Consider the following 20,720-nt stretch of genomic DNA (forward strand, 5'->3'; position numbering starts at 1 on the left):
AGTTGAAGCCCTACCAGTGCCATCGGAGATTCTTGAGAGTAACCTTCCTAAGATACTGTTGCTTCAGTCAGTAAGCTACATCTAGAATTAAGCTAGCTTCTTAGCATCTTTCATTGCATTTTCGACGATCTCAATAATTTCCATAATTAATGAGTCAAGACTTGATAATGAGCATACAAGTATTTGTGAGAAATATTCAGGGAAAGGCTGATGGGGGTTATTAGCTAAGTCCATGATTCTCTCCATTGGGAGAGTGTGAGTATATTCTCCATGCTTTTCTCTGAGAGAGTTTATGAAACCGAGTTGTGGAGAATCTAAAAAATAATCATAGGCAGAAAATCTTTTTGCTCTGTGAGAACCGAAACCTGGAGTGTGTTGATTTTCCATTATTACATAAGCAACTTTCTCAGATATATCCTCTAACTCTTGCGCTCCTCTGATTTTCTCTAAAGAAAAGTCGTCATGAGTGACAAATAATTCTGAAGTTGTTAGCAGTATGGGTACGAAGAAAAATGGAATATTATCTTCCTTATGCGAGTGAATGCAGTGTGAAATATTTTTTATCATGACATCCGGCAAGGCATATGCTAGCTTGGAAAGCCCATGTTTTAATTCGTTGTCATATACATTGCCGTTGCTAGTATCAATTTCCAGACCTTTAACAACAAAATCAATTTTTTCATCTAGAGCATACGTCGACTCTGTCGGCACTATCATACGAGTGAAGTTATCGACAGTTCGTATGGTATAGCCTAAGGTATGAGAACTGAAGTCTGAAATATTTGGATCTCTCATAAACAACCATTTATTCTTATCATGCCTTTGCTTGCATTCTATAAGGAATATTAAATTAAATGTGCATTCTTCATTCCAATAATTGCCCTGCAGATCAATTGAAAAATCTTTTAAAATCCCAGCGTCGTCACGTGAGTAAGTAAATTCATTTTGCACAGCAATATCTAAGGCGGCCAACTTCCTTGATACAAGGTATTCAAGAGGGAAGCTTGAAGATATTAATTTTTCCTTCCATTTTTTATTTTCTGACATGTTTTGTTCCTGAATATAGTGCTTCAAAAATTACATATTATGCCTTACTGAATTATTTATCAGCTTTTTTTATCAAAAACTGAAGGTGTCCTCTGTAACTTACCTTGCGGCCACGTAGGTTTATGGGGTGTGGTGACCATGGCAATTTTCTTCGATTTGCTAGGTGTACAGATAATCATGTGAGGTACGTGTAGAGAAATCTGTTAAAATCAATCTGGAAATATATAAATAAATGATATTTATGGATTTATTTTATTCCTAACATCGTTTAGGTCCGCTTGTCGCTCAAAGCTGCCTGTCAATAGCAGGGTATTGGATGCATTTTTTGTTAGAGATGACCAAGTAAAACGTAAGTGGGTAGTCAAGTGAATGCAAATACCCAACTGGACGACTAAACGTGTTTGAATGTATGTTTTTGCAGTAACATCTTTTCGATCCATCCGTGCAGGCAGTGAACTGGACGGACAACATCCGCAACCAGAAGCCATTAAATTAGTAATATTGCTCAAAAGAAAAGATAGAGGGGAGCTTCAAGGTAACACATGCTGTAAGCATACCTTTGCATTGAGTCACAAACAATCTCACTGTACCTGCCACAATTTTGTCACACTCACAACGCGCAAAAATGCACATTCGTGTTAAAAAAACAAAAAAGAAACAGTAACCAGATGATTTTACTAGAAAAGATGGTGCCGATAATAGGAGTCGAACCTACGACCTTCGCATTACGAATGCGCTGCTCTACCAACTGAGCTATATCGGCCCTGCAAGATGTGCTGACGAGCGTAAGCACGGGATAGAAGGTTAAAACTAAGTGGGTGATGCGTCAATGCCCTTGCGAATCAAACGGCTACTTTTGCATCACCCAATTAGCATTAAGCACGAATGGTATCGTCGCCGAAACCAATCCACTTATAGGTCGTCAGGGCTTCCAGGCCCATCGGGCCGCGCGCGTGCAGCTTCTGGGTGCTGACCGCCACTTCCGCGCCGAGGCCAAACTGGCCGCCGTCGGTAAAGCGGGTAGAGGCGTTGACGTACACCGCCGAGGAATCCACCTCGTTGATAAAGCGGTTCGCGTTGCCCAGGGTGCGCGTCAGGATGGCGTCAGAATGCTGGGTGCCGTGCTCGCGAATATGCGCTACCGCTTCATCCTGATCGGCCACCACCTTCACGTTCAGATCCAGCGACAGATACTCATTGTCATACTGCTCCGCTTTCACCGGCTCTACGCTGGCCGGGCCGTTTTGCAGCGCGGGCAGGGAGGCCGCATCGGCGTGCAGGCTAACGCCGCTTTCCGCCATCTGCCTGCTCAGCGCGGGCAGGAAGCGTTCGGCGATATCCTGATGCACCAGCAGCGTTTCGACCGAGTTACAGGCGCTCGGGCGCTGCACTTTGGCGTTAACGATAACCTTCAGCGCTTCGGCAACGTCGGCGGAGTGGTCGATATAAATATGGCAGACGCCGATACCGCCGGTGATCACCGGGATCGTCGACTGCTCGCGGCACAGCTTATGCAAACCTGCGCCGCCGCGCGGGATCAGCATATCGATATACTTATCCATCTTCAGCATCTCGCCGACCAGCGCGCGATCCGGGCTCTCAATCGCCTGCACGGTGGCCGCCGGTAAGCCGCACTCCTGCAGCGCCTGCTGAATCACTTTCACCGTGGCGGCGTTGGTGCGCCAGGTCTCTTTACCGCCGCGCAGAATCGCCGCGTTGCCGGTTTTCAGGCACAAAGAGGCGACGTCGACGGTCACGTTCGGACGGGCTTCATAAATTACGCCCACCACGCCCAGCGGCACGCGGCGACGCTCAATGCGCAGGCCGCTGTCCAGCAGACCGCCGTCGATTACCTGACCGACCGGGTCCGCCAGGCTGCAGACCTGACGAACATCGTTAGCAATCCCGCTCAGGCGCGCCGGGTTGAGCGCCAGGCGGTCAAGCAGCGCCTCGCTCAAACCGTTGGCGCGCGCTTCCGCCAGATCCTCAGCGTTAGCCCGCAGGATCGCGTCGGTCTGCGCTTCAAGATAGTCGGCAATCTTTTCCAGCACCCGGTTCTTTTCGCGGCTGGAAAGCTGCGCGAGTTTGTACGAGGCCGCTTTGGCAGCAATGCCCATTTGTTCCAGCATTTTCAGCTCCTTAACGGATAATCATGTCGTCACGGTGGACGGCGACCGGGCCGTATTCATAGCCCAGAATGGCATCGATCTGCTGCGAGTGCTGCCCGGCGATGCGGCGCAGCGCATCGCTGTTATAGCGGCTGACGCCGTGGGCAATATCGCGGCCTTCAAGGCTGCGAATGCGGATCACTTCACCGCGCGAGAAGTTGCCGGTGATGGTTTTAATTCCTTTCGGCAGCAGGGAGCTGCCGCGTTCGAGAATTGCCTGGGTCGCGCCGGCGTCCACGGTAATTTCGCCCGCCGGCGGCGCGCCGAAAATCCAGCGCTTACGGTTTTCCAGCGGCGATTCCTGGGCGTGGAAGCGAGTCCCGACGGAGATGCCCTCCATCACGTCGCCAATCACCCCCGGACGGCTACCGGCGGCGATGATGGTATCGATGCCCGCGCGGCAGGCGACGTCGGCGGCCTGCAGCTTGGTGCCCATACCGCCGGTACCTAAACCGGACACGCTATCGCCCGCGACGGCGCGCAGGGCGTCATCGATGCCGTAAACGTCTTTAATCAGCTCGGCCTGCGGGTTGTTGCGCGGGTCGGCGGTGAACAGGCCCTGCTGATCGGTCAGCAGCAGCAGTTTATCGGCGCCGGCCAGGATTGCCGCCAGCGCCGAAAGATTATCGTTATCGCCGACTTTAATTTCAGCGGTCGCCACGGCGTCATTTTCATTAATGACCGGCACGATATTGTTATCCAGCAGCGCGCGCAGGGTATCGCGGGCGTTGAGAAAACGCTCGCGGTCTTCCATATCGGCGCGGGTCAGCAGCATCTGGCCGACGTGAATACCATAAATAGAAAACAGCTGTTCCCACAGCTGGATAAGACGGCTCTGGCCGACCGCCGCCAGCAGCTGTTTCGACGCAATGGTCGCGGGCAGTTCCGGGTAGCCGAGGTGCTCACGTCCGGCAGCGATCGCCCCGGAGGTGACTATCACAATTCGATGACCCATCGCGTGCAGCTGCGCGCACTGGCGCACTAATTCAACGATATGGGCGCGGTTCAGGCGGCGGGATCCGCCCGTTAAAACACTGGTGCCCAGTTTTACCACCAGCGTCTGGCTATCACTCATGATTCTCTGCCGTTCAAAAAGGAGTTTCGATATCGAGTTGATGTTGTAACAGGAGTCAGCCCGCTTGCCAACACCTGGCGTGGTGGACGAACCACTTCATTGCGCGGATCGGGCATTCTGGCGGGGAAGTGTGACACATTCATGACGGAAATAATTTAATACCCTTTTTTAGAAAAAGTTCCATATTGTCATAAATTTTTAATATTAGAGCGTTAAAAAACCTGCAGTTTTTGACGGGGCTTCTGCCCGGAATTGATTAGCGCGTATAAATAAATTACCAGGACTGAATAATGAAAAAGAGCTCACTGGCATTAATGATGATGGGTCTTATTGCTTCTTCGGCTACGCAGGCGGCAGAAGTTTATAATAAAAACGGCAATAAACTGGACGTCTACGGCAAAGTCAAAGCGATGCACTATATGAGCGACTATGACAGCAAAGATGGCGACCAGACCTACGTTCGTTTCGGCATCAAAGGCGAAACGCAGATTAACGACGATCTGACCGGCTACGGCCGCTGGGAATCGGAGTTCTCCGGCAACAAAACTGAAAGCGACTCTTCGCAGAAAACGCGTCTGGCGTTCGCCGGCGTGAAAGTCAAAAACTACGGTTCATTTGACTATGGTCGTAACCTCGGCGCGCTGTACGACGTCGAAGCCTGGACCGATATGTTCCCGGAATTCGGCGGCGACTCTTCCGCGCAGACCGATAACTTTATGACCAAACGCGCCAGCGGCCTGGCAACCTACCGCAATACCGACTTCTTCGGCGTGGTGGATGGCCTGGACCTGACCCTGCAATATCAGGGTAAAAACGAAGGCCGTGAAGCCAAGAAACAGAACGGCGACGGCTTCGGTACCGCCTTAAGCTACGACTTCGGCGGCAGCGACTTCGCCGTCAGCGCGGCCTACACCAGCTCCGATCGCACGAACGATCAGAACCTGCTGGCCCGCGGCACGGGTAAAAAAGCGGAAGCCTGGGCGACCGGCCTGAAATATGACGCCAACAATATCTACCTGGCGACCATGTACTCCGAAACCCGCAAAATGACGCCAATCAGCGGCGGTTTTGCCAATAAAGCGCAGAACTTTGAAGCCGTGGCGCAGTACCAGTTCGATTTCGGCCTGCGTCCGTCCCTGGGCTACGTGCTGTCAAAAGGCAAGGATATTGAGGGCGTGGGGAGCGAAGACCTGGTCAACTACATTGACGTTGGCGTGACCTATTACTTCAACAAAAACATGAACGCCTTTGTGGATTACAAAATCAACCAGCTGAAGAGCGATAATAAGCTCGGGATCAACGATGACGATATCGTCGCTGTCGGTATGACCTACCAGTTCTAAGCCGTCGCCGGTAAAAAACAATAAAGCCGCCGTGGTGACAGGGCGGCTTTATTTTTGCTGATTAACGGTTTTTCGCCAGATGCAGATTATCGTTATTCATCGTGATCTGCGCGTTATATTCCTTCGGCAGGCGGCGCGCCTGATAAAATACCGATTGCCAGTACGGATTATCCAGCGAAGAGCGCATCACGCCCTGGCTGGTGGAGGCATGGAGGAAATTACGGTCGGTATCATAGAAGCCGACGTGCATGCCGCCTTTAATGCGGAAGAAAACCAAATCTCCCGGCCGCAGCTGCCGCGGGCTCACGCGTTCTCCCATATGCAGCAGTTCGCGGGTGGTGATGCGCTCCATCGGCAGGTTGAAGCGATCTTTGAGCGTACGCCAGACAAACCCGGAGCAGTCGACCCCGCTTTGCTCCGTCCCGCCCCACTCGTAGGGCGTTCCCTCCCAGGTATGCATCTGATCGTGCAGCGCGGCGATCACCGGGATCAGATCGTCAGAACCTCCGTCGATGGTCGCGTGGCTACTCTGGGCGGCGGTTTTATGCGGTTTCGATGAGGATGAACATCCTGCCAAAAGCAAAAAAGGAACCAATAATAGCGCGTGAGAGAGTCTGGGCTTCATATCATTGTTTTTCGTCACTGAAAACGGGCCGTGATATTTTATAGCCGATTCGCTACGGCCTCAGAATGACCAAAAGCAAAATTTACGAAACCTTACGTAAATAATATAGGTCGGATACGCGGTGAACATCGGCGGTCTTTATTTTCGCCGGGAGCGCCTCATTTTCCATTAATAAATTTTTTCTCTGTGAAACAATATTTCACAAATATCCGCGTGTCGCGCGTCTGTTCCGCTTCAGCGCAAGGTGAAAGATCCTCATCATCCCACCATTGCGCCGCCACGCTGCCCTCCAGTACTTTTGTAGACTAAAAGAGAGAGTGGGGCGGGCTAATGCATCTGGATTTTCGTCAACTGCGCAACTTTGTCGCGTTAGTTGAATACGGCAGTTTTAATCGCGCGGCGGAGGCGGTGTGCCTGTCGCAGTCGGCGTTCAGCCGCAGCATTCAGGCGCTGGAGCAGATCGTCGGCCATCCGTTATTCGATCGCCAGAGCAAGCTACCGACGCTCACCCTGCACGGGCAAAAGCTGCTGCCCTACGCCCGCCGCTTTCAGGAGCTGAACGTGGAGCTCAGCAGCCAGCTGCGCGAAGCGGACGATGCGCAAAACGGCGAGGTCGCTTTTGGCTGCGGCCCGGCCCCTGCCGCAAGTCTGATTCCGGCCGCCGTCGGCGAGTTTCATCGCCTTTTGCCGCAGGCGAGGGTGCGCTTTCAGATTGATAACTGGCTGGCGCTGCATCAGGCGCTGACCTCTCAGCTCTACCCTTTTGTGGTTGCCGACAGCTGGCAGGCCGAGCTCGACCCGCAGCTGCGCGTGCAGCCGCTCAGCCCGCAGCGCTGCTTTTTCGTCTGCCATGCCGATCATCCGCTGGCCAAACAGGGGCCGGTCTCTATCCAGGCGATGCTGCGCTACCCCTTTGCCGCCCCCTATCTGCCGCCGGGCGTGCGCAAGGTGCTGGCGACCCTCAGCCAGCAGCAGGACTTTACCCCGGCGATTCAGTGCGATCATATCTACGCGCTGCTTGCCACCCTCGCGCAGACCAGCGCAATTAGCTTCGCCAGCGAGGACGGCTTCGCGCTATGTCAGCACAGCCATCGGCTGGTTAAGCTGGAGCTCAGCGATCTGCCTGAGGAGTGGCGGCTGATGCAGACCCGGTTTGCCATTATCTCTCCGGTTCACGCGGCCCAGCCGCCGCTGGTGGAGAAGCTGATTGAGATTATCCTTCATACCGATCGTCAGCATCAGCTTCAGCTGCTGGCGCAGGAGGATAGGGGTTAACCGGCGTTTTTCGCCTGGCCTTTGGCATCGTACTGCGGCCAGCGGTTTTCCAGCCCCTGGGCTTTCAGCGCCTGCTCGACAAACTGGCCGTCTACCCACTGGCTGACGTCTAAAGCGCTGCGGATTAGCCGCCCGGATTTAGCCTGTTCGACGCTATTGCTAAAGCTGTCGGTCAGGAACGGATCGATACGCGGCGAGGTGGTAAAGTTCAGATCCTGCGGCTGCAGCTCTTCGAGAAACAGCGCCTGCGGGATCTGGCTCTGCTGCGCCATCTCGGCGGACCAGGCGTCGCGATTGGCCGGGTCGCTGATTTCCGCGGCGTTCTTCACCAACACGTTAACGATCTGCTGGGTCGCCTGCGGCCAGGCGTCTATAAACGCCTGCGTGCCGAGGAACCCCGCCTGAGTCGTGTTCTGGCGGCCGGAGTCACCGCTTTTGACGACCACATCAATCTTATCGCCGCGCAGCGCCAGCAGCGAAACGCCGCCCCACACCGCATCGACGCGACCTGCCGCCAGCGCCGCTTTGCCGGCGTTCCAGTCAAGGTTGATCGCCTGCAAACTGCGCTCATTGAGGCCGACGGTTTGCAGCGCCCGGTCAAAGGCCAGCTGGTCCGCCGTGCCGCGATATACCGCGACCCGTTTGCCTTTCAGATCGGCCAGCGTTTTAATCCCCGAGGCTTTGGTTACCGCGAGCCAGGATTCCGAGCCGCGGCTGCCCAGCAGCAGGCGCGTCGGCAGCCCGTTGGCTTTACCGATGATCGCCGCCAGATCGCCGAGGTAGACAAAATCCAGCTGGCGGTTGGCTAAGGCTTCATTTACCGCTGGGCCCGCGCCTTTGAAAAACTGCCACTGCACTTCCACACCCTGCGGTTTAAACGCCTCTTCCAGCTGATGGCGGATAAACGCCATGCCGACCGGCCCCTCAATAAACGGCTTGCTGCCCGCGCTTTGGTCCGGTACGCCGATGCGAATGGTACGCAGCGCTTCGGCCTGCGCGCTGGCCGCCAGGCCGATAACCGCCACCAGCGCCAGCACGGTGCGGCTAAAAAATGCTTTCATCATAACGTGTTGCTCTCCTGAGTTTTTTCTCACCCTAAAGAGCCAACGGGCTGCGTGTTAAATGCTTTTATTCGCCAAGCTTGGGTGAAAAAAAGCTAAATCAAACGCCGCGCGCCCGGCAGGCTGAAATGCATTCGATGCATCGGGATTATTCGCCTTACGCAATGGCGGCGAAGGAGAAGTCACGTTTTGATAGCGGCATAACTTGCCGAAAAGTGGACCGATATGTCGCAGATGATCTTAAGAACCGATGCCCCAGGCAGGCCGGGCTTCAGGCTTAACGGCTGGCCGTGGCTGCTGCCTGCGTTACTGCTGCTGCTGTGGTACATCGCCGCCCGCGAACGATGGATGCCGGAGCAAATTTTGCCCGCGCCGTCGGTGGTTGCCGATACCGCGCTATCGCTGCTGAGTGGGGATCTGCTGGCGCAATGGGGATTCAGCCTTCAGCATCTGGCGCTTGGCCTGCTGCTGGGTGCCATCGCTGGGACGCTGCTCGGCGCGCTGTTCGGCCTGGTGCCGGCCGCCGCGCAGCGGGTGGAACCGCTGTTCTACGCGCTGGCGCAAATCCCGACGCTCGGCTGGATCCCGCTGTTTATGGTGCTGTTCGGGATTGATAACGGCCTCAAGCTGGCGGTTATCATCAAAACCACCGTAGTGCCGATGACCATTAACACGCAGCAGGCGATGGCCGGCGTGCCGCTGACCCTGAGCGAAGCCGCAAAGGTGATGAACTTTTCCCGCTGGCAGCGGCTGCGCTGGCTGGTGATCCCCGCAAGCCTGCCGGGCTGGTTTACCGGCCTGCGTCTGGCGCTATCGCAGGCCTGGGTGTCGCTTATCGTCGTCGAACTGCTGGCCTCTTCAGAAGGCATTGGCTACCTGATGGTCTGGGGCCGCCAGCTGTTTCAGCTGGATATCGTCTTCGTCACCATTGCGGTCGTGGGGCTGAGCGGCATGCTGATGGAGTGGGCGGCGAACCGCGCCTGTGCCCGTCTGGTGTTCTGGCCGCAGCCTGCCGCCGGACGCCTGGCGTGGAAACCGCAGGCCAGCTGGCGGGCGCTGCAGCTGCCGCTGGTCCTGCTGGCGCTGTGGCAGCTGGCAAGCCAGTGGGGCTGGATCGATGGCGCGCTGTTCTCTTCGCCGCTGGCGGTGGCGACGCGTTTTATTCAGGGCGCCCTGAGCGGGGAGCTGACCGCGGCGATGCTGGCAAGCCTCGGGCGAGCCTTTGTCGGCGGCGCGCTGGGGATTGCGGGGGGCCTGCTCTGCGGACTGCTGCTGGCGCTGCGCCCGCGCGCCGGGCAAATCTTCACGCCCACGCTCAACGTGCTGCGCCATATCGCCCTGTTTGCCTGGCTGCCGCTGCTGACCGCATGGGTGGGCAACGATAACGGCGGCAAAATCGTTTTTATCGCGCTGGCGTCGTTCTTTCCGATGTTCTTCAGCACCCTGCAGGCCGTGCTTCAGCGTAACCCGCAGCTCGATGAAGTCGCCAGAGTACTGCGCCTGGGCGAGTTAGCGCGCCTGCGCAGGGTTATTCTTCCCGGCGCGGCGCCGGGGATCTTCGCCGGTCTGCGGCTGGCGCTGATTTACGCCTGGCTTGGCAATATCGGCGCGGAATATTTCATGTCCTCCGGCGTCGGCATCGGCAGCCTGATGATCAATGCCCAGCAGTTGCTGGATATGCCCACCATTCTCTGCGGCATGGTGCTGGTCGGTATTACCGGCGCGGCGCTGGATAAAGCCGGACGTTTACTGGAAATGCGCGCCACCCGCTGGCGTCAACAGGAGCAGCTATGACCTCTTCAACCCTGGTCTCTTTTCGCCACGTGCGTAAATCCTGGCAACAGGTGACGGCGCTACAGAATTTCAGCCTGGATATCGCCGCCGGTGAACTGGTGGCGCTGGTGGGCAGCAGCGGCTGCGGTAAATCGACGCTGCTGCGGATGCTGGTAGGCCTTGAATCAGCGACCCAGGGCGATATTTGCATTAACGGCGAGCCGGTCACCGGCGTGGGCAAAGAGCGCGGCATTGTGTTTCAGGAGCCGCGCCTGTTTCCCTGGCTTAACGTGCTCGACAACGTGATGCTCGGCCTGGCGGATGAAAAGCTCAGCCGGGCGGCGAAGCGCCAGCGGGCGCTGGAAATGCTGGAGCGCGTGCAGCTCAGCGAATTCGTCAACGCGCTGCCCTCGCAGCTCTCCGGCGGCATGGCCCAGCGGGTGGCTATTGCCCGCGGCCTGGTGGCCCGTCCGCAGATCCTGATGCTCGACGAGCCTTTCGGCGCGCTGGATGCCCTGACGCGCCACACCCTGCAGCAGGAACTTTTACAGATCCACCAGCGCGCGGGAACCACCACGCTGCTGGTGACGCACGATGTGGAAGAAGCCGTCGCCCTGGCCGATCGCGTCGTCGTGCTTTCGCCGCGTCCGGGGCGGATACGGGAAGTGGTAAACCTGGCGCTGCCCCATCCGCGCCAGCGCGATGATGCCGCGTTTACCGCCGCCTGCCGCCAGATTCGCAACCTGATTACTTCTGCCTGATTCTATTATTTAAGGAGCAACATATGGGACATCCTTCCGTCTACCCGACCGGCGCCACCCTCTACGATCCGCAGCGCGCCTGGAGCGGCTATACCCTTTTCCAGGCCACCGAACACGGCGCGGTGCTGGTGGACATGAACGGCCGCGTGGTGCGCGAATGGCCTGAACTGCACGGGTTTCCCAATAAAATCCTGCCCGGCGGCGCAATCCTTGGCCACAGCGGCGAGCGCGACCCGCGCTACGGCATGCAGGATATGCTCGATCTGATCCAGGTGGACTGGGAAGGCAACGTCACCTGGAAATTCGACCGCTACGAGCAGGTGAGCGATCCCGGCAACGCCACGCGCTGGATGGCGCGCGCGCATCATGACTATCAGCGGGCGGGCAACCCGGTGGGCTATTACGCGCCGGGGCTGGAGCCGCAGGTGGATGGCGGCAATACCCTGATCCTCGCCCACACCAATCTGGTGAATGAAGCGATCTCCGACAAGCTGCTGCTGGACGACACCATTATCGAAGTCGACTGGCAGGGTAACGTGGTGTGGGAGTGGCGCTGCAGCGACCATTTTCACGAGCTGGGCTTCGACGATGCGGCGCGCACCGCGCTCTACAACAACCCGAATATGCGCGCCAGCGGCGGCGGAATGGGCGACTGGATGCATATCAACTCGATGTCGGCGCTGGGGCCGAATAAGTGGTACGACGCCGGCGATACGCGTTTTCATCCCGACAACATTATCTGGGACGCCCGCGAATCCAACATTATTGCCATTATCGACAAACAGAGCGGCAAGATCGTCTGGCAGCTGGGCCCGGACTACAGCAAACCGGAGCTGAAGCACATCGGCTGGATCATCGGCCAGCACCATGCGCATATGATCCCGCAGGGGCTGCCGGGCGCGGGTAATATCCTGATTTTCGATAACGGCGGCTGGGCCGGATACGGCGCGCCGAATCCGGCGTCGGCGGACGGGGTGAAAAACGCCTGGCGCGATTATTCACGGATCCTGGAGATCAACCCGCTGACCCTCGATATCGAATGGCGCTACTCGCCCTATGAAGCGGATCTGCCGCAGCCAACCGATTCGTACCGCTTTTACAGCCCCTACATCAGCAATATGCAGCGCCTGGAAAACGGCAATACCCTGATTAACGAAGGATCGAACGGGCGCATTTTCGAAGTGACCCGCGACCACGAGATCGTCTGGGAGTATATTTCGCCGTTCTGGGGCAAGACCCTGAACAACAATATGGTCTATCGCGCCTACCGCATTCCCTACGGCTGGATCCCGCAGCTGGCGCAGCCGCAGGAGACGCCGATTGCGGCGGTCGATGTACGAACCCTGCGCCAGCCCGGCGCGGCGGCGGCCGGTCCGGCGCAGAGCGTGGTGCGGGTGGCGGGCGTACAGCCGTACAGTAAAAGCGCCGATGCGCTGTGCGTGGCAACCGATAACGATACCCTGCGCCGCAGTCCGAAGCTGTTCCGCGTCGCGGAAAGCGCGTTCACGCCGATAAGCGCGGCGAGCGAGCTGGAGAGCGAACGGCCGGTTCTGCTGTTCGTCGGCGCGGAACGCTGCGTGCACTGCCGCAAGCTCTGGCAGCTGCTGGCGCATGAAAAGCTCAGCCCGCGGCTTGCTCAGCTGGATACGCGCTATCTGGATGCCGACCGGCATCAGGATCTGGCGAGCGACCTCGGCGTGCGCGGCCTGCCGACGCTGCTGCTGATTAAACCGGGGCAGCCAGCATCGCGCGCACCTGCGCAGCTCTTGGTGGACACGCTGCTCGACTGGCTGCATCGCGCAGCCGGGTAATCCGCGACTACGGCGGGCTGGCGCGTGCCGGTTCGCCGTTTATCTGGCGGATAAACGCCATCGGCGAATAGCCCATCGCTTTGCGGAACATCGCGGTAAAGGCGGCCGGATACTCATAGCCCAGACTGAGCGCGACTTCGGTAACCGAACGCCCCTCGCGCAGCGCCGTCATGGCGTACATCAGGCATGCCTGCTGGCGCCAGTCGCAAAACGCCATCCCGGTCTCCCGGCGAAACAGACGATTAAACGTGCGTACGCTTTTACTCAGTTTTTGCGCCCACTGCTGCGGCGTACTGCGGATGCTCGGCTGGCGCTGAAAATCGCCGCATAGCGCCGCGAGGTGGCTGTTCTGCGGAAGCGGCGTAAACATCGGCAGCGGCGCGGCGGCGCGCAGTTCATGGAGCAGCAGCGCAATCAGGACGGCATCGCGCCCGCTCTCGTCGTACAGCAGCGGTAGCTGACAGGCGGCCAGCAGCAGCTGATGGGTCAGCGGAGAAACCTGTAAGACTTCGCAGCGTTCGCTTTCCCGCGGGGCGTCCCGCGCGTCAATATACAGGCTGTGGGTGCTGACGCCGGGCATCCAGACGCGATGCGGTTTCGTCGCCGGGATCCAGACCCCGCTGAACGGCGGCACCAGCCACTGGCCGTCGTCCGTTTCGACCTTCATTAATCCGTGCATGGCGTACAGAAACTGCGCCCGGCGGTGGCTATGTCGCTCCAGAAGCGTGTTGGGCGGATAGTCGCTGCCCAGCGCCAGCACCCGGCGAGGAAGATGGTCGACGTCATTAATCGCAACGTTGCGCATGAAGATAGCCCTGGCTGAAATTCGTAATAGATTGGCTTTAAAGCGTAAGCCGGCCACGGTGTTATTCTATATCGTTACCTCCTTTTGTGGAGGAGTGCGAATGAGCGACTGGCTTTTTCTGTGCGGCATACTTTCCGGCGTGACCACCTGGCTCTTTGGCTTCGGCGGCGGTTTCGTCACCGTCCCGCTGCTCTATTTCCTGGTGACCGGCGCGTGGGGCGCGCAAAGCGTCGTCGGGCAACAGGCGATGCACATCGCCGTCGCCACCTCGGCGCTGGTCATGCTTTGCTCCGCGCTGCTGGCGAGCTGGCGACACGCGCGTACCGGTACCCTCCTCTGGCGCCGCTTATGGGCCATGCTCACCGGCATTGCCGTTGGCGGAACGGCGGGCGCGCTGCTGGCGCTTGAGACGAGCGGGGCGTGGATCCGCTGGCTGTTCGTTATCTATCTGCTGGCAACCGTTGCCGATTGCTACCTTCGCGCCGGATTTATGACCCCGCCATCCCACCGGGTGATACCGACGGTGCCCCATGAGCTAACGGTAGGGGGGATCATTGGCCTGATCGCCTCTTTTCTCGGCGTGGGTGGAAGCGTGATGACCGTCCCTCTGATGCGCCGTCGCGGCGTGCTGATGGCTGAAGCGGCGGGGATGGCCAACGTGCTGACGCTGCCGCTGGCGGCAACGGCGACGCTAACCTGGCTGTTGATGGCCTGGCTCTCGCCGGTGGCGTTACCGAATGGGTTTGTCGGCAATATCTGGCTGTCGGCGGCGGCGCAGCTGGTGGCGGGAAGCTGGCTGGGGTTAAAAATCGCCTCCCGCTGGCTGGCGCGTTTACCGGACCGCTGGCATGTGCGAATTTATCCGCTATTGCTGATTGCCGTGCTGCTGGTGATGAGCGTGTGGGGATAATGAGGGTCGCGGCGCTGCGCATCCATCCGAGCGTTTTGCCCGGGTCATTCTGCTGTCATTTTTCTTGCGCATGCTCTCGCGAGACGCCGTGGCCGATAAAGGAAAATAAACGATGGGTAAAACGCTGACCATTTTCGATCTGGATAATACGTTAATTAAGGGCGACAGCAGTACGCTGTGGAGCCGCTTTATGGTGCGCGAAGGCTGGGTAAACGATCCCGATTACCTGGCGCGGGAAGCGATGCTGATGGACGACTATGACCGCGGCGAAATGAATATCGCCGATTATGTGGCTCTGATTCAGGCGCCGCTGATTGGCGTCGCAAAGCGGGACGTGGACGCGCTGCTGGCGCGCTGCGTGCGCGATGAAATTATGCCGCGCGTGTATCCCCAGGCGTGGGATCTGATTCGGACTTTACAGGCTAAAGGCGAGCAGATGCTGGTGATCTCGGCCTCGGTCAGCCTGCTGGTGCAGGCGGTGGCGGCGCAGCTGGGTATCGAACAGGCGCTGGGGATTGACGTTGAGATGGCCGATGGCGGCTATAGCGGCGTGATTGCCGGTACGCCGAGCTATCAGCAGGGGAAGGTGGTGCGCCTGGCGCAGTGGCAACAGGCGCATCCTGAATACTCGGGGGAGGTGACCTTCTACACCGACTCGATCAACGACCTGCCGCTGTGCCTGCATGCCGATCGCGTACGGCTGGTCAATCCGTGCCCGCAGCTGGCGGCGGCGAACGCGCAGCACCAGTGGCCGGTGCTGGCGTGGCGGCTGTGATTTTTCCCCCGGGTCGCGGCGTAAACGCCTTACCCGGGCTACTTTTTCGTGCCGTTTGGGTAGCCCGGACAGGTGCGCAGCACCGCCTCCCGGGAAAAACTAATCAGCTTTAAACAGCGGCACCACGCTGCCGCCGATATAGCGGCGGCGCAGCCAGGCGGACAGCGTATCCATCGCCATCACCACCGCCACCAGCAGCAGGGTAATAAACATCACTACGTCCCAGTTCCACAGACGCATATTTTCCGCATAAATCAGGCCAATGCCTCCCGCGCCGACAAAGCCGAGCACCGCGGCGGAACGGGTATTCGATTCAATCTGATACAGGCTCAGCGCCAGGAACGTCGGGAAAGACTGGGTAAAAATGCTGAAACGGTGCTTCTGCAAACCGTTCGCCCCCACCGCCGTCAGGCCGCGTCCCGGCGAGCGGTCAACCGCCTCGTGTCCCTCTGCGTACAGTCGGCCCAGCAGCCCGGTATCCTGCATAATTATCGCCAGCACCCCGGCCAGCGGCCCGAGCCCCACGGCGCGGACAAAAATCAGCCCCCAGATAGCCATATCGATACCGCGCAGCACGTCGAACAACCGGCGCATCAGCAGGGCGATCGTTCCCGGAATCACGCCGCGCATAATATTCCGCGCCGCCAGAAACGAGAGCAGCAGGGCGATGACCGTCGCGGTAAGCGTCCCGGCGAAAACAATCGCCAGGGTAATGGCGATTTGCGTGAAGTAATAGCGAAACGGCCAGTTGAAAAAGTCGTGCCAGACGAACATCCGTAGCAGATAGCGGCTGATTTGCTGCAGCCCCGTGGCGAGCTGCTCGCCGCTGATGCCGAACTGCATAAAGAACCAGACATAGTAGAGGGCGCTGGCCAGCGTCAGCAGGCCGACGTAGCGCAAATAGCGCCCCTGGGCCTGGTATAAATGCCGATGCTGGCGACGGCTGGCGGCGATATCCGGTTGATTTTGCCACTGACTCATTTTTTCCCCTCCAGAACCCACTGCCGCAGGCGGCCGGATAGCATATCCAGCAGCGATACCACGATAATAATCAACAGCAGCGTGATGCTGACCTGATCGTACCGGTCCAGTTTGATATTGGTCATCAGCTCCTGGCCGATGCCGCCCGCGCCCACCAGCCCGAGGATCGTTGAGGAGCGGAAGTTAATTTCGAGGCGCATAAAGCCGTAGGAGAGAAAGATGGGTTTCACCTGCGGCCACAGGGCAAAGCGGATACGCTGCAGATGCGACGCGCCGCAGGCGGCCAGGCCGCGTACCGGTTTATCCTGGGCGCTCTCCACCGCTTCATAGAACAGCTTGGTCAGGCTGCCGATGGTGTGGAGCATTAATGCCAGAAAGCCGGGGATCGCCCCGATACCAAAAGCCATCACGAAGATCACCGCCCACGCCAGCTCCGGCATGGTGCGCAGAAAAGCCACCAGCACGCGGACGGCAAAACGCAGCGGGGCAGGGGACCAGGCGTTGTTGGCCGCAACGAACGCCAGCAGGGTGGCAATCGCCACCGCCACCAGCGTGGACGCCAGCGCCAGCTGCAGCGTTTCCCAGATAAGCGGCAGCTGAATGGGCAGACGATAGCCCCAGTAAGCCAGAGAGCCTTTAGTGTGCGAATCGGCAAACAGGTCGGCGACGTGCAGCGTCGGCAGCGTCTCAAACATGTAATCGAGAAAATTGGGCAGCGAGTGCCAGATAGTAAAGAGATTAAACTCGGCCATACTGCCGGCGGCAAAATAGAGCGCCAGCAGCAGCAGGGACCAGCTAAAGGTGTCGCGCTTTTGTCGCGAGCGGACCTGCTGGTAATAGCGTTCGAATTCGGTATGGGTATTATTCATGCGTCGCTGTGTCTTCAACGAGTCGCCGCCGCCCGCGAGACTGGCCGGGCGACGGCGTCAGGGCGGGATTAACGCGCGGTAACCAGTTCGCGTTTCATATCAATGATCTGCTGGAAATCGGCTACGCTGCCCGGGCCGATATGCTGCGTGCCGCCCATCGCTTTGATAAAGCAGGCGTGATCGTCGGTATCCAGCTTTTTAATCGCGGTGACGACTTTGGCCTTAAAGTCAGCAGGCAGGGAATTGCTGACCAGGATTGGGCCGTTCGGGATCAGCGGCGATTGCCAAATAATGCGGATTTGCTTCATCAAATCCGGGTGATCCATGCGAATCAGTCGGTTGAAGGCGCCGACGCTGTAGCCGCTATTATAATCACCCACCATCGAGGTCCAGGTCACCGCGCCGGCAAACTGACCGTTCAGCACGCCCAGAATATCCTGCTCGTGGCCGCCGGAGAAGGTCACGCTGGAGAAGAAGTTATTATATTTATTATCCGAGGTGCCGCCGAACTGCTGTTTAAAGGCGTGGTTGGGAATTAAAAAGCCGGAAGTGGAGTCCGGATCGGCGAAGCCAAACGCTTTGCCTTTCAGATCTTCTAACTTTTTATACGGACTGTCGGCTTTGACAATCACCACCGAGTGATAGCCGCGGGACTGATCTTTATCATCTACGGCAATCCCGACAATATCGACGGCTTTAGGGTTGTTAATATAAACGGAAGCGTATGATGACGGCGACATACTTAAGACCACGTCAACTTTTCCGCCCAGCAATCCCTGAATCACGCCGGAATAGTCGGAAGAGTTACGTAATTTTGTATCGACCTTCAGCTCCTTATCAAGAAACTGTTTAACGCACTGGTTATCACCAATTTGTTGGGTTGCGTTCTGACCGCCAAGGATGCCCAGATTTAATTCCTTCGGTTGTTCAGCAGCGCTTGCCTGCCACGCCATCATAATGCCTGCAACCGCTGCGGATAAACGAACTGCGCCAGTGATGTACTTTTTCATTATTTTGCCCGTGTGAGTGAAATTTAATGCAATTGGCTAATTTCATCGCCGTACAGCCGATGCAGAATATCCTGATTCAGCTGCGTGGGATGATCGTCAAAAATAATCTTGCCCTTGGCTACGCCGATGACCCGCGTGCAATATTCACGCACCAGCTCCACCGAATGCAGGTTTACCATCACGCTGATACCCTGTTCGCTAATTTCGCGCAGGACATTCATAATCCGCTGCGTATTTTTTGGGTCGAGGGAAGCGACCGGTTCATCGGCCAGCAAAATACCCGGGTTTTGCATCAGCGCCCGGCAAATCGCCACGCGCTGCATCTGGCCGCCGGAGAGGTTTTCCGCCCGCTGTAGCGCATGCGGCAGCATATTCATCCATTCCAGCAGGGAGATGGCGCGGGCGCGGTCCGCGTCGGGGAAAACTTTGAATAATGATTTCAGGGTGGGGGTCTGGCTCAGGCGACCCAGCAGCACGTTGGTCAAAACGTCGAGACGCGGGACCAGGCAGAAATCCTGAAAGATCATGCCGCACTGGCTGCGCCAGGCGTTTAGCGCGCGGCCTGACAGCTTTGATACGTCCTGCGGCGTACCCACTTCCGGATAGCTGAGGATCTCGCCGCCGCTGGCGCTGTGGGTACCGTTCAGTACGTGCAGAAGCGTTGACTTTCCGGCGCCGGAGCGGCCAATGACGCCAACCAGCTCGCCCGCATGAAGATCGAAACTGATGCCGTCCAGTACGGTTTGCTGCGCGCTGTAGGATTTGCTCAGGTTGCGTACGCTCAGGACCTTACGCTGCCGGTCGATAAAGGGCGGCGTAAACGGTTGATAATCGGTTTCTGCCACCGCAGCCAGGGAACTGTTCATAAATGCGTCCAGGTTCGTCAGTAAACTGGGCACTATTAATGGTGTTTTATATGACTGCCGGATGACAGTAAGGCGAACAAATAGTGAACGGATGCGAAAGCTGGCCTATTTGTTGGAAAAAAAGTTCGTCATGGATCACACTTTTGCATTAGCAATCGGGCATCTGAGAATACTCTGCCTACCTTTAATACGCGATAGCGCATGAGATTAATAATGATACGTATTTCATCTGATAAAGATGACGCGTTTTATGCGACATTAGCCGGGTAATGCTATCGCCGCGGGTACAACGGGACGACTCTGGACGCTCGTGCAATTCTTATATCTGAGTCGGTTTAACCGAGTAGATAATCTTCAGGTACTGGATTACGATTCGCGGCGGAAAATTTTTAGTCGGTGACTATCCCTTTTGTGCGGCGTGTAATTCCATTATTTACGCTAATTAATGAAATTAACCACTGATTTTGTGTTGTTTATTGGTTTTATATTCTTATTTTTTGAATTTGTTCGGTTTTTTCGCTTTTTTAAATAAAAGTGCGATTAAGAATAGTCTTAACAACTAATGGCTAAGATCCTGGAACATATAATATTCACTTAAGAATCTACGCATATCCCACCAATAACCGTATGAAAACCAATGGTTTTTGTGTTTAACTCAATATCCTTATTTTTATTCTTCTGACTTAAATTGACCTGGTCGGTAATTAGCCCTTTGCGCACTTATTGACACACATGGAGAAAAATCCTAAATTTGGTAACACAAGAAACAAGCAAGTCATTTAGTGCTCTTTATCTCTAGCAATACTATTTTGAATTTTGATTGAATATATTAAAGAGGGAATTTGCTGACTTAGACTTTGCAGGCCTGGGCTATCAGCAGTGTTGCGATACGTTCAAGATTTCCAGGACTATGGGGTTTAACTTTATATGGATTATAAATATTCTTTGGACCAGTGCATCTGGCCAGCGCATGACAGCTATTTTTTAAAAGGACTCGCTGAGCTAATTATTGATATTGATGACCTGATTTACCTGTCGCTTGAAAAGGTACGCCGGGAGTTTGTATTTATTAATCTTAGCGCCAGTTCGCTGAACTATTTTATCCGCCGCGATAGCGAGTGGCTGGCTGAAATGAAAGGCAAGCAAATTGTATTAATTGCCGCGAGGCGCTCGGAAGCGCTGGCCAACTACTGGTATTACAATGGTGCTATTCGTGGCGTGGTCTATGTGGACTTAGCCAAGGATATTCGTCAGGAGCTGGCATACGTTATCAACGGCCGTTTTCTACGTAAAGATATAAAGAAAGACAAAATTACCAACAGGGAAATGCAAATAATTCGGATGACGGCACAGGGAATGCACCCGAAATCTATTGCCAAGATTGAAAATTGTAGTGTGAAAACGGTTTATACCCATCGACGAAATGCCGAGGCCAAACTGTATTCAAAGATATATAAGTTAGCGCTGTAATTAGTAATAAACGTTGTTTTTAAAATTGTGCACCGGGTCGTAACACCCAAAATAATTTGCGTCGCAGATAATAATGATGCGGCCTGAACTATGGC

At 56.4% G+C, this 20,720-nt stretch carries 18 protein-coding genes and 1 tRNA gene; 8 read left to right on the top strand and 11 right to left on the bottom strand.

The window, feature by feature from the left end:
- Positions 1 to 87: 87 nt before the first annotated feature.
- The 4 genes from BJF97_RS06360 to proB form a co-directional block, all read right to left on the bottom strand.
- Positions 88 to 1,047 (bottom strand): hypothetical protein, encoded by a 960-nt coding sequence (locus BJF97_RS06360; protein ID WP_070082854.1) that lies wholly within the window; start codon positions 1,045 to 1,047, stop codon positions 88 to 90.
- Between the two features lie 687 nt (positions 1,048 to 1,734).
- Positions 1,735 to 1,810, bottom strand: a tRNA-Thr gene (locus BJF97_RS06365).
- Between the two features lie 112 nt (positions 1,811 to 1,922).
- The gene (gene proA, locus BJF97_RS06370; RefSeq protein WP_032693212.1) at positions 1,923 to 3,176 is read right to left on the bottom strand and encodes a glutamate-5-semialdehyde dehydrogenase; all 1,254 of its coding nucleotides are present in this window, start codon (positions 3,174 to 3,176) and stop codon (positions 1,923 to 1,925) included.
- 10 nt (positions 3,177 to 3,186) lie between these two features.
- A complete protein-coding gene (gene proB, locus BJF97_RS06375; RefSeq protein ID WP_004848066.1) occupies positions 3,187 to 4,290 on the bottom strand; it encodes a glutamate 5-kinase in 1,104 nt (367 codons plus the stop codon).
- Positions 4,291 to 4,580: 290 nt separating this feature from the next.
- Between proB and phoE the strand changes: the two genes are divergently transcribed.
- The gene (gene phoE / locus BJF97_RS06380) at positions 4,581 to 5,633 is read left to right on the top strand and encodes a phosphoporin PhoE (protein WP_004129421.1); all 1,053 of its coding nucleotides are present in this window, start codon (positions 4,581 to 4,583) and stop codon (positions 5,631 to 5,633) included.
- 61 nt (positions 5,634 to 5,694) lie between these two features.
- Here phoE and BJF97_RS06385 read toward each other — a convergent pair whose 3' ends face one another.
- Positions 5,695 to 6,258, bottom strand: coding sequence for a C40 family peptidase (locus BJF97_RS06385; protein ID WP_004848069.1), 564 nt, complete (start codon positions 6,256 to 6,258; stop codon positions 5,695 to 5,697).
- Between the two features lie 330 nt (positions 6,259 to 6,588).
- On the opposite strand from BJF97_RS06385, the gene BJF97_RS06390 reads away from it, so the two are divergent.
- Positions 6,589 to 7,533 (top strand): LysR family transcriptional regulator, encoded by a 945-nt coding sequence (locus BJF97_RS06390; protein WP_032693213.1) that lies wholly within the window; start codon positions 6,589 to 6,591, stop codon positions 7,531 to 7,533.
- Here the strand turns inward: BJF97_RS06390 and BJF97_RS06395 are convergent.
- On the bottom strand, positions 7,530 to 8,597 hold the full coding sequence (locus BJF97_RS06395; RefSeq protein ID WP_032693214.1) for an ABC transporter substrate-binding protein: 1,068 nt from the start codon (positions 8,595 to 8,597) through the stop codon (positions 7,530 to 7,532). The two genes, BJF97_RS06390 and BJF97_RS06395, sit on opposite strands and share 4 nt — an antisense overlap.
- 222 nt (positions 8,598 to 8,819) lie before the next feature.
- Here BJF97_RS06395 and BJF97_RS06400 point away from each other — a divergent pair, with 222 nt between their 5' ends.
- Genes BJF97_RS06400 through BJF97_RS06410 form a run of 3 tightly spaced genes read left to right on the top strand, consistent with a single transcriptional unit; the run spans position 8,820 to position 12,939 of the window.
- Positions 8,820 to 10,388 carry an ABC transporter permease gene (locus BJF97_RS06400; RefSeq protein WP_032693215.1) on the top strand — a complete coding sequence of 523 codons (1,569 nt, stop codon included), beginning with the start codon at positions 8,820 to 8,822 and terminating at the stop codon, positions 10,386 to 10,388.
- Entirely contained in the window at positions 10,385 to 11,128 is a 744-nt protein-coding gene (locus tag BJF97_RS06405; protein WP_032693216.1) for an ABC transporter ATP-binding protein, read from the top strand. The genes BJF97_RS06400 and BJF97_RS06405 overlap by 4 nt, the downstream gene beginning before the upstream one ends.
- A gap of 23 nt (positions 11,129 to 11,151) precedes the next feature.
- The gene (locus tag BJF97_RS06410; protein ID WP_014228094.1) at positions 11,152 to 12,939 is read left to right on the top strand and encodes an aryl-sulfate sulfotransferase; all 1,788 of its coding nucleotides are present in this window, start codon (positions 11,152 to 11,154) and stop codon (positions 12,937 to 12,939) included.
- A gap of 7 nt (positions 12,940 to 12,946) precedes the next feature.
- Here the strand turns inward: BJF97_RS06410 and BJF97_RS06415 are convergent, their stop codons facing one another.
- Positions 12,947 to 13,744, bottom strand: coding sequence for an AraC family transcriptional regulator (locus BJF97_RS06415; RefSeq protein ID WP_014228095.1), 798 nt, complete (start codon positions 13,742 to 13,744; stop codon positions 12,947 to 12,949).
- 100 nt (positions 13,745 to 13,844) lie between these two features.
- Here BJF97_RS06415 and BJF97_RS06420 point away from each other — a divergent pair, with 100 nt between their 5' ends.
- Positions 13,845 to 14,654, top strand: a complete 810-nt coding sequence (locus BJF97_RS06420; RefSeq protein ID WP_014228096.1) for a sulfite exporter TauE/SafE family protein — start codon at positions 13,845 to 13,847, stop codon at positions 14,652 to 14,654.
- Positions 14,655 to 14,766: 112 nt separating this feature from the next.
- Complete coding sequence (locus BJF97_RS06425; protein ID WP_014228097.1) at positions 14,767 to 15,429, top strand: HAD family hydrolase; 663 nt, start codon at positions 14,767 to 14,769, stop codon at positions 15,427 to 15,429.
- A gap of 99 nt (positions 15,430 to 15,528) precedes the next feature.
- Here BJF97_RS06425 and phnE (BJF97_RS06430) read toward each other — a convergent pair whose 3' ends face one another.
- The 4 genes from phnE (BJF97_RS06430) to phnC form a co-directional block, all read right to left on the bottom strand.
- Positions 15,529 to 16,410, bottom strand: coding sequence for a phosphonate ABC transporter, permease protein PhnE (phnE, locus tag BJF97_RS06430; RefSeq protein ID WP_014228098.1), 882 nt, complete (start codon positions 16,408 to 16,410; stop codon positions 15,529 to 15,531).
- Positions 16,407 to 17,279, bottom strand: coding sequence for a phosphonate ABC transporter, permease protein PhnE (gene phnE / locus BJF97_RS06435; protein WP_025107218.1), 873 nt, complete (start codon positions 17,277 to 17,279; stop codon positions 16,407 to 16,409). The genes phnE (BJF97_RS06430) and phnE (BJF97_RS06435) overlap by 4 nt, the downstream gene beginning before the upstream one ends.
- A 68-nt stretch (positions 17,280 to 17,347) precedes the next feature.
- Positions 17,348 to 18,289: a phosphonate ABC transporter substrate-binding protein gene (gene phnD, locus BJF97_RS06440; RefSeq protein ID WP_009654530.1), complete on the bottom strand. Its 942-nt coding sequence runs from the start codon at positions 18,287 to 18,289 to the stop codon at positions 17,348 to 17,350.
- 23 nt (positions 18,290 to 18,312) lie between these two features.
- Complete coding sequence (gene phnC / locus BJF97_RS06445; RefSeq protein ID WP_032693217.1) at positions 18,313 to 19,155, bottom strand: phosphonate ABC transporter ATP-binding protein; 843 nt, start codon at positions 19,153 to 19,155, stop codon at positions 18,313 to 18,315.
- 927 nt (positions 19,156 to 20,082) lie between these two features.
- On the opposite strand from phnC, the gene ecpR reads away from it, so the two are divergent.
- Positions 20,083 to 20,625, top strand: a complete 543-nt coding sequence (gene ecpR / locus BJF97_RS06450) for an ECP biosynthesis operon DNA-binding transcriptional regulator EcpR (protein ID WP_014228101.1) — start codon at positions 20,083 to 20,085, stop codon at positions 20,623 to 20,625.
- Positions 20,626 to 20,720: the final 95 nt, after the last annotated feature.

The organism is Klebsiella sp. LTGPAF-6F, assembly GCF_001753185.1.
GTDB classification, from domain to species: Bacteria; Pseudomonadota; Gammaproteobacteria; order Enterobacterales; family Enterobacteriaceae; genus Klebsiella; species Klebsiella michiganensis.

What these genes read in the sequence shown, in the direction of transcription:
- phnD (WP_009654530.1), bottom strand. Translation starts at nt 18,289, where the DNA reads ATGAAAAAGTACATCACTGGCGCAGTTCGTTTATCCGCAGCGGTTGCA.
- phnE (WP_014228098.1), bottom strand. Translation starts at nt 16,410, where the DNA reads ATGAGTCAGTGGCAAAATCAACCGGATATCGCCGCCAGCCGTCGCCAG.
- phnC (WP_032693217.1), bottom strand. Translation starts at nt 19,155, where the DNA reads ATGAACAGTTCCCTGGCTGCGGTGGCAGAAACCGATTATCAACCGTTT.
- ecpR (WP_014228101.1), top strand. Translation starts at nt 20,083, where the DNA reads ATGGATTATAAATATTCTTTGGACCAGTGCATCTGGCCAGCGCATGAC.
- BJF97_RS06385 (WP_004848069.1), bottom strand. Translation starts at nt 6,258, where the DNA reads ATGAAGCCCAGACTCTCTCACGCGCTATTATTGGTTCCTTTTTTGCTT.
- BJF97_RS06395 (WP_032693214.1), bottom strand. Translation starts at nt 8,597, where the DNA reads ATGATGAAAGCATTTTTTAGCCGCACCGTGCTGGCGCTGGTGGCGGTT.
- BJF97_RS06420 (WP_014228096.1), top strand. Translation starts at nt 13,845, where the DNA reads ATGAGCGACTGGCTTTTTCTGTGCGGCATACTTTCCGGCGTGACCACC.
- BJF97_RS06405 (WP_032693216.1), top strand. Translation starts at nt 10,385, where the DNA reads ATGACCTCTTCAACCCTGGTCTCTTTTCGCCACGTGCGTAAATCCTGG.
- proA (WP_032693212.1), bottom strand. Translation starts at nt 3,176, where the DNA reads ATGCTGGAACAAATGGGCATTGCTGCCAAAGCGGCCTCGTACAAACTC.
- BJF97_RS06360 (WP_070082854.1), bottom strand. Translation starts at nt 1,047, where the DNA reads ATGTCAGAAAATAAAAAATGGAAGGAAAAATTAATATCTTCAAGCTTC.
- BJF97_RS06415 (WP_014228095.1), bottom strand. Translation starts at nt 13,744, where the DNA reads ATGCGCAACGTTGCGATTAATGACGTCGACCATCTTCCTCGCCGGGTG.
- BJF97_RS06390 (WP_032693213.1), top strand. Translation starts at nt 6,589, where the DNA reads ATGCATCTGGATTTTCGTCAACTGCGCAACTTTGTCGCGTTAGTTGAA.
- BJF97_RS06400 (WP_032693215.1), top strand. Translation starts at nt 8,820, where the DNA reads ATGTCGCAGATGATCTTAAGAACCGATGCCCCAGGCAGGCCGGGCTTC.
- BJF97_RS06425 (WP_014228097.1), top strand. Translation starts at nt 14,767, where the DNA reads ATGGGTAAAACGCTGACCATTTTCGATCTGGATAATACGTTAATTAAG.
- BJF97_RS06410 (WP_014228094.1), top strand. Translation starts at nt 11,152, where the DNA reads ATGGGACATCCTTCCGTCTACCCGACCGGCGCCACCCTCTACGATCCG.
- phoE (WP_004129421.1), top strand. Translation starts at nt 4,581, where the DNA reads ATGAAAAAGAGCTCACTGGCATTAATGATGATGGGTCTTATTGCTTCT.
- proB (WP_004848066.1), bottom strand. Translation starts at nt 4,290, where the DNA reads ATGAGTGATAGCCAGACGCTGGTGGTAAAACTGGGCACCAGTGTTTTA.
- phnE (WP_025107218.1), bottom strand. Translation starts at nt 17,279, where the DNA reads ATGAATAATACCCATACCGAATTCGAACGCTATTACCAGCAGGTCCGC.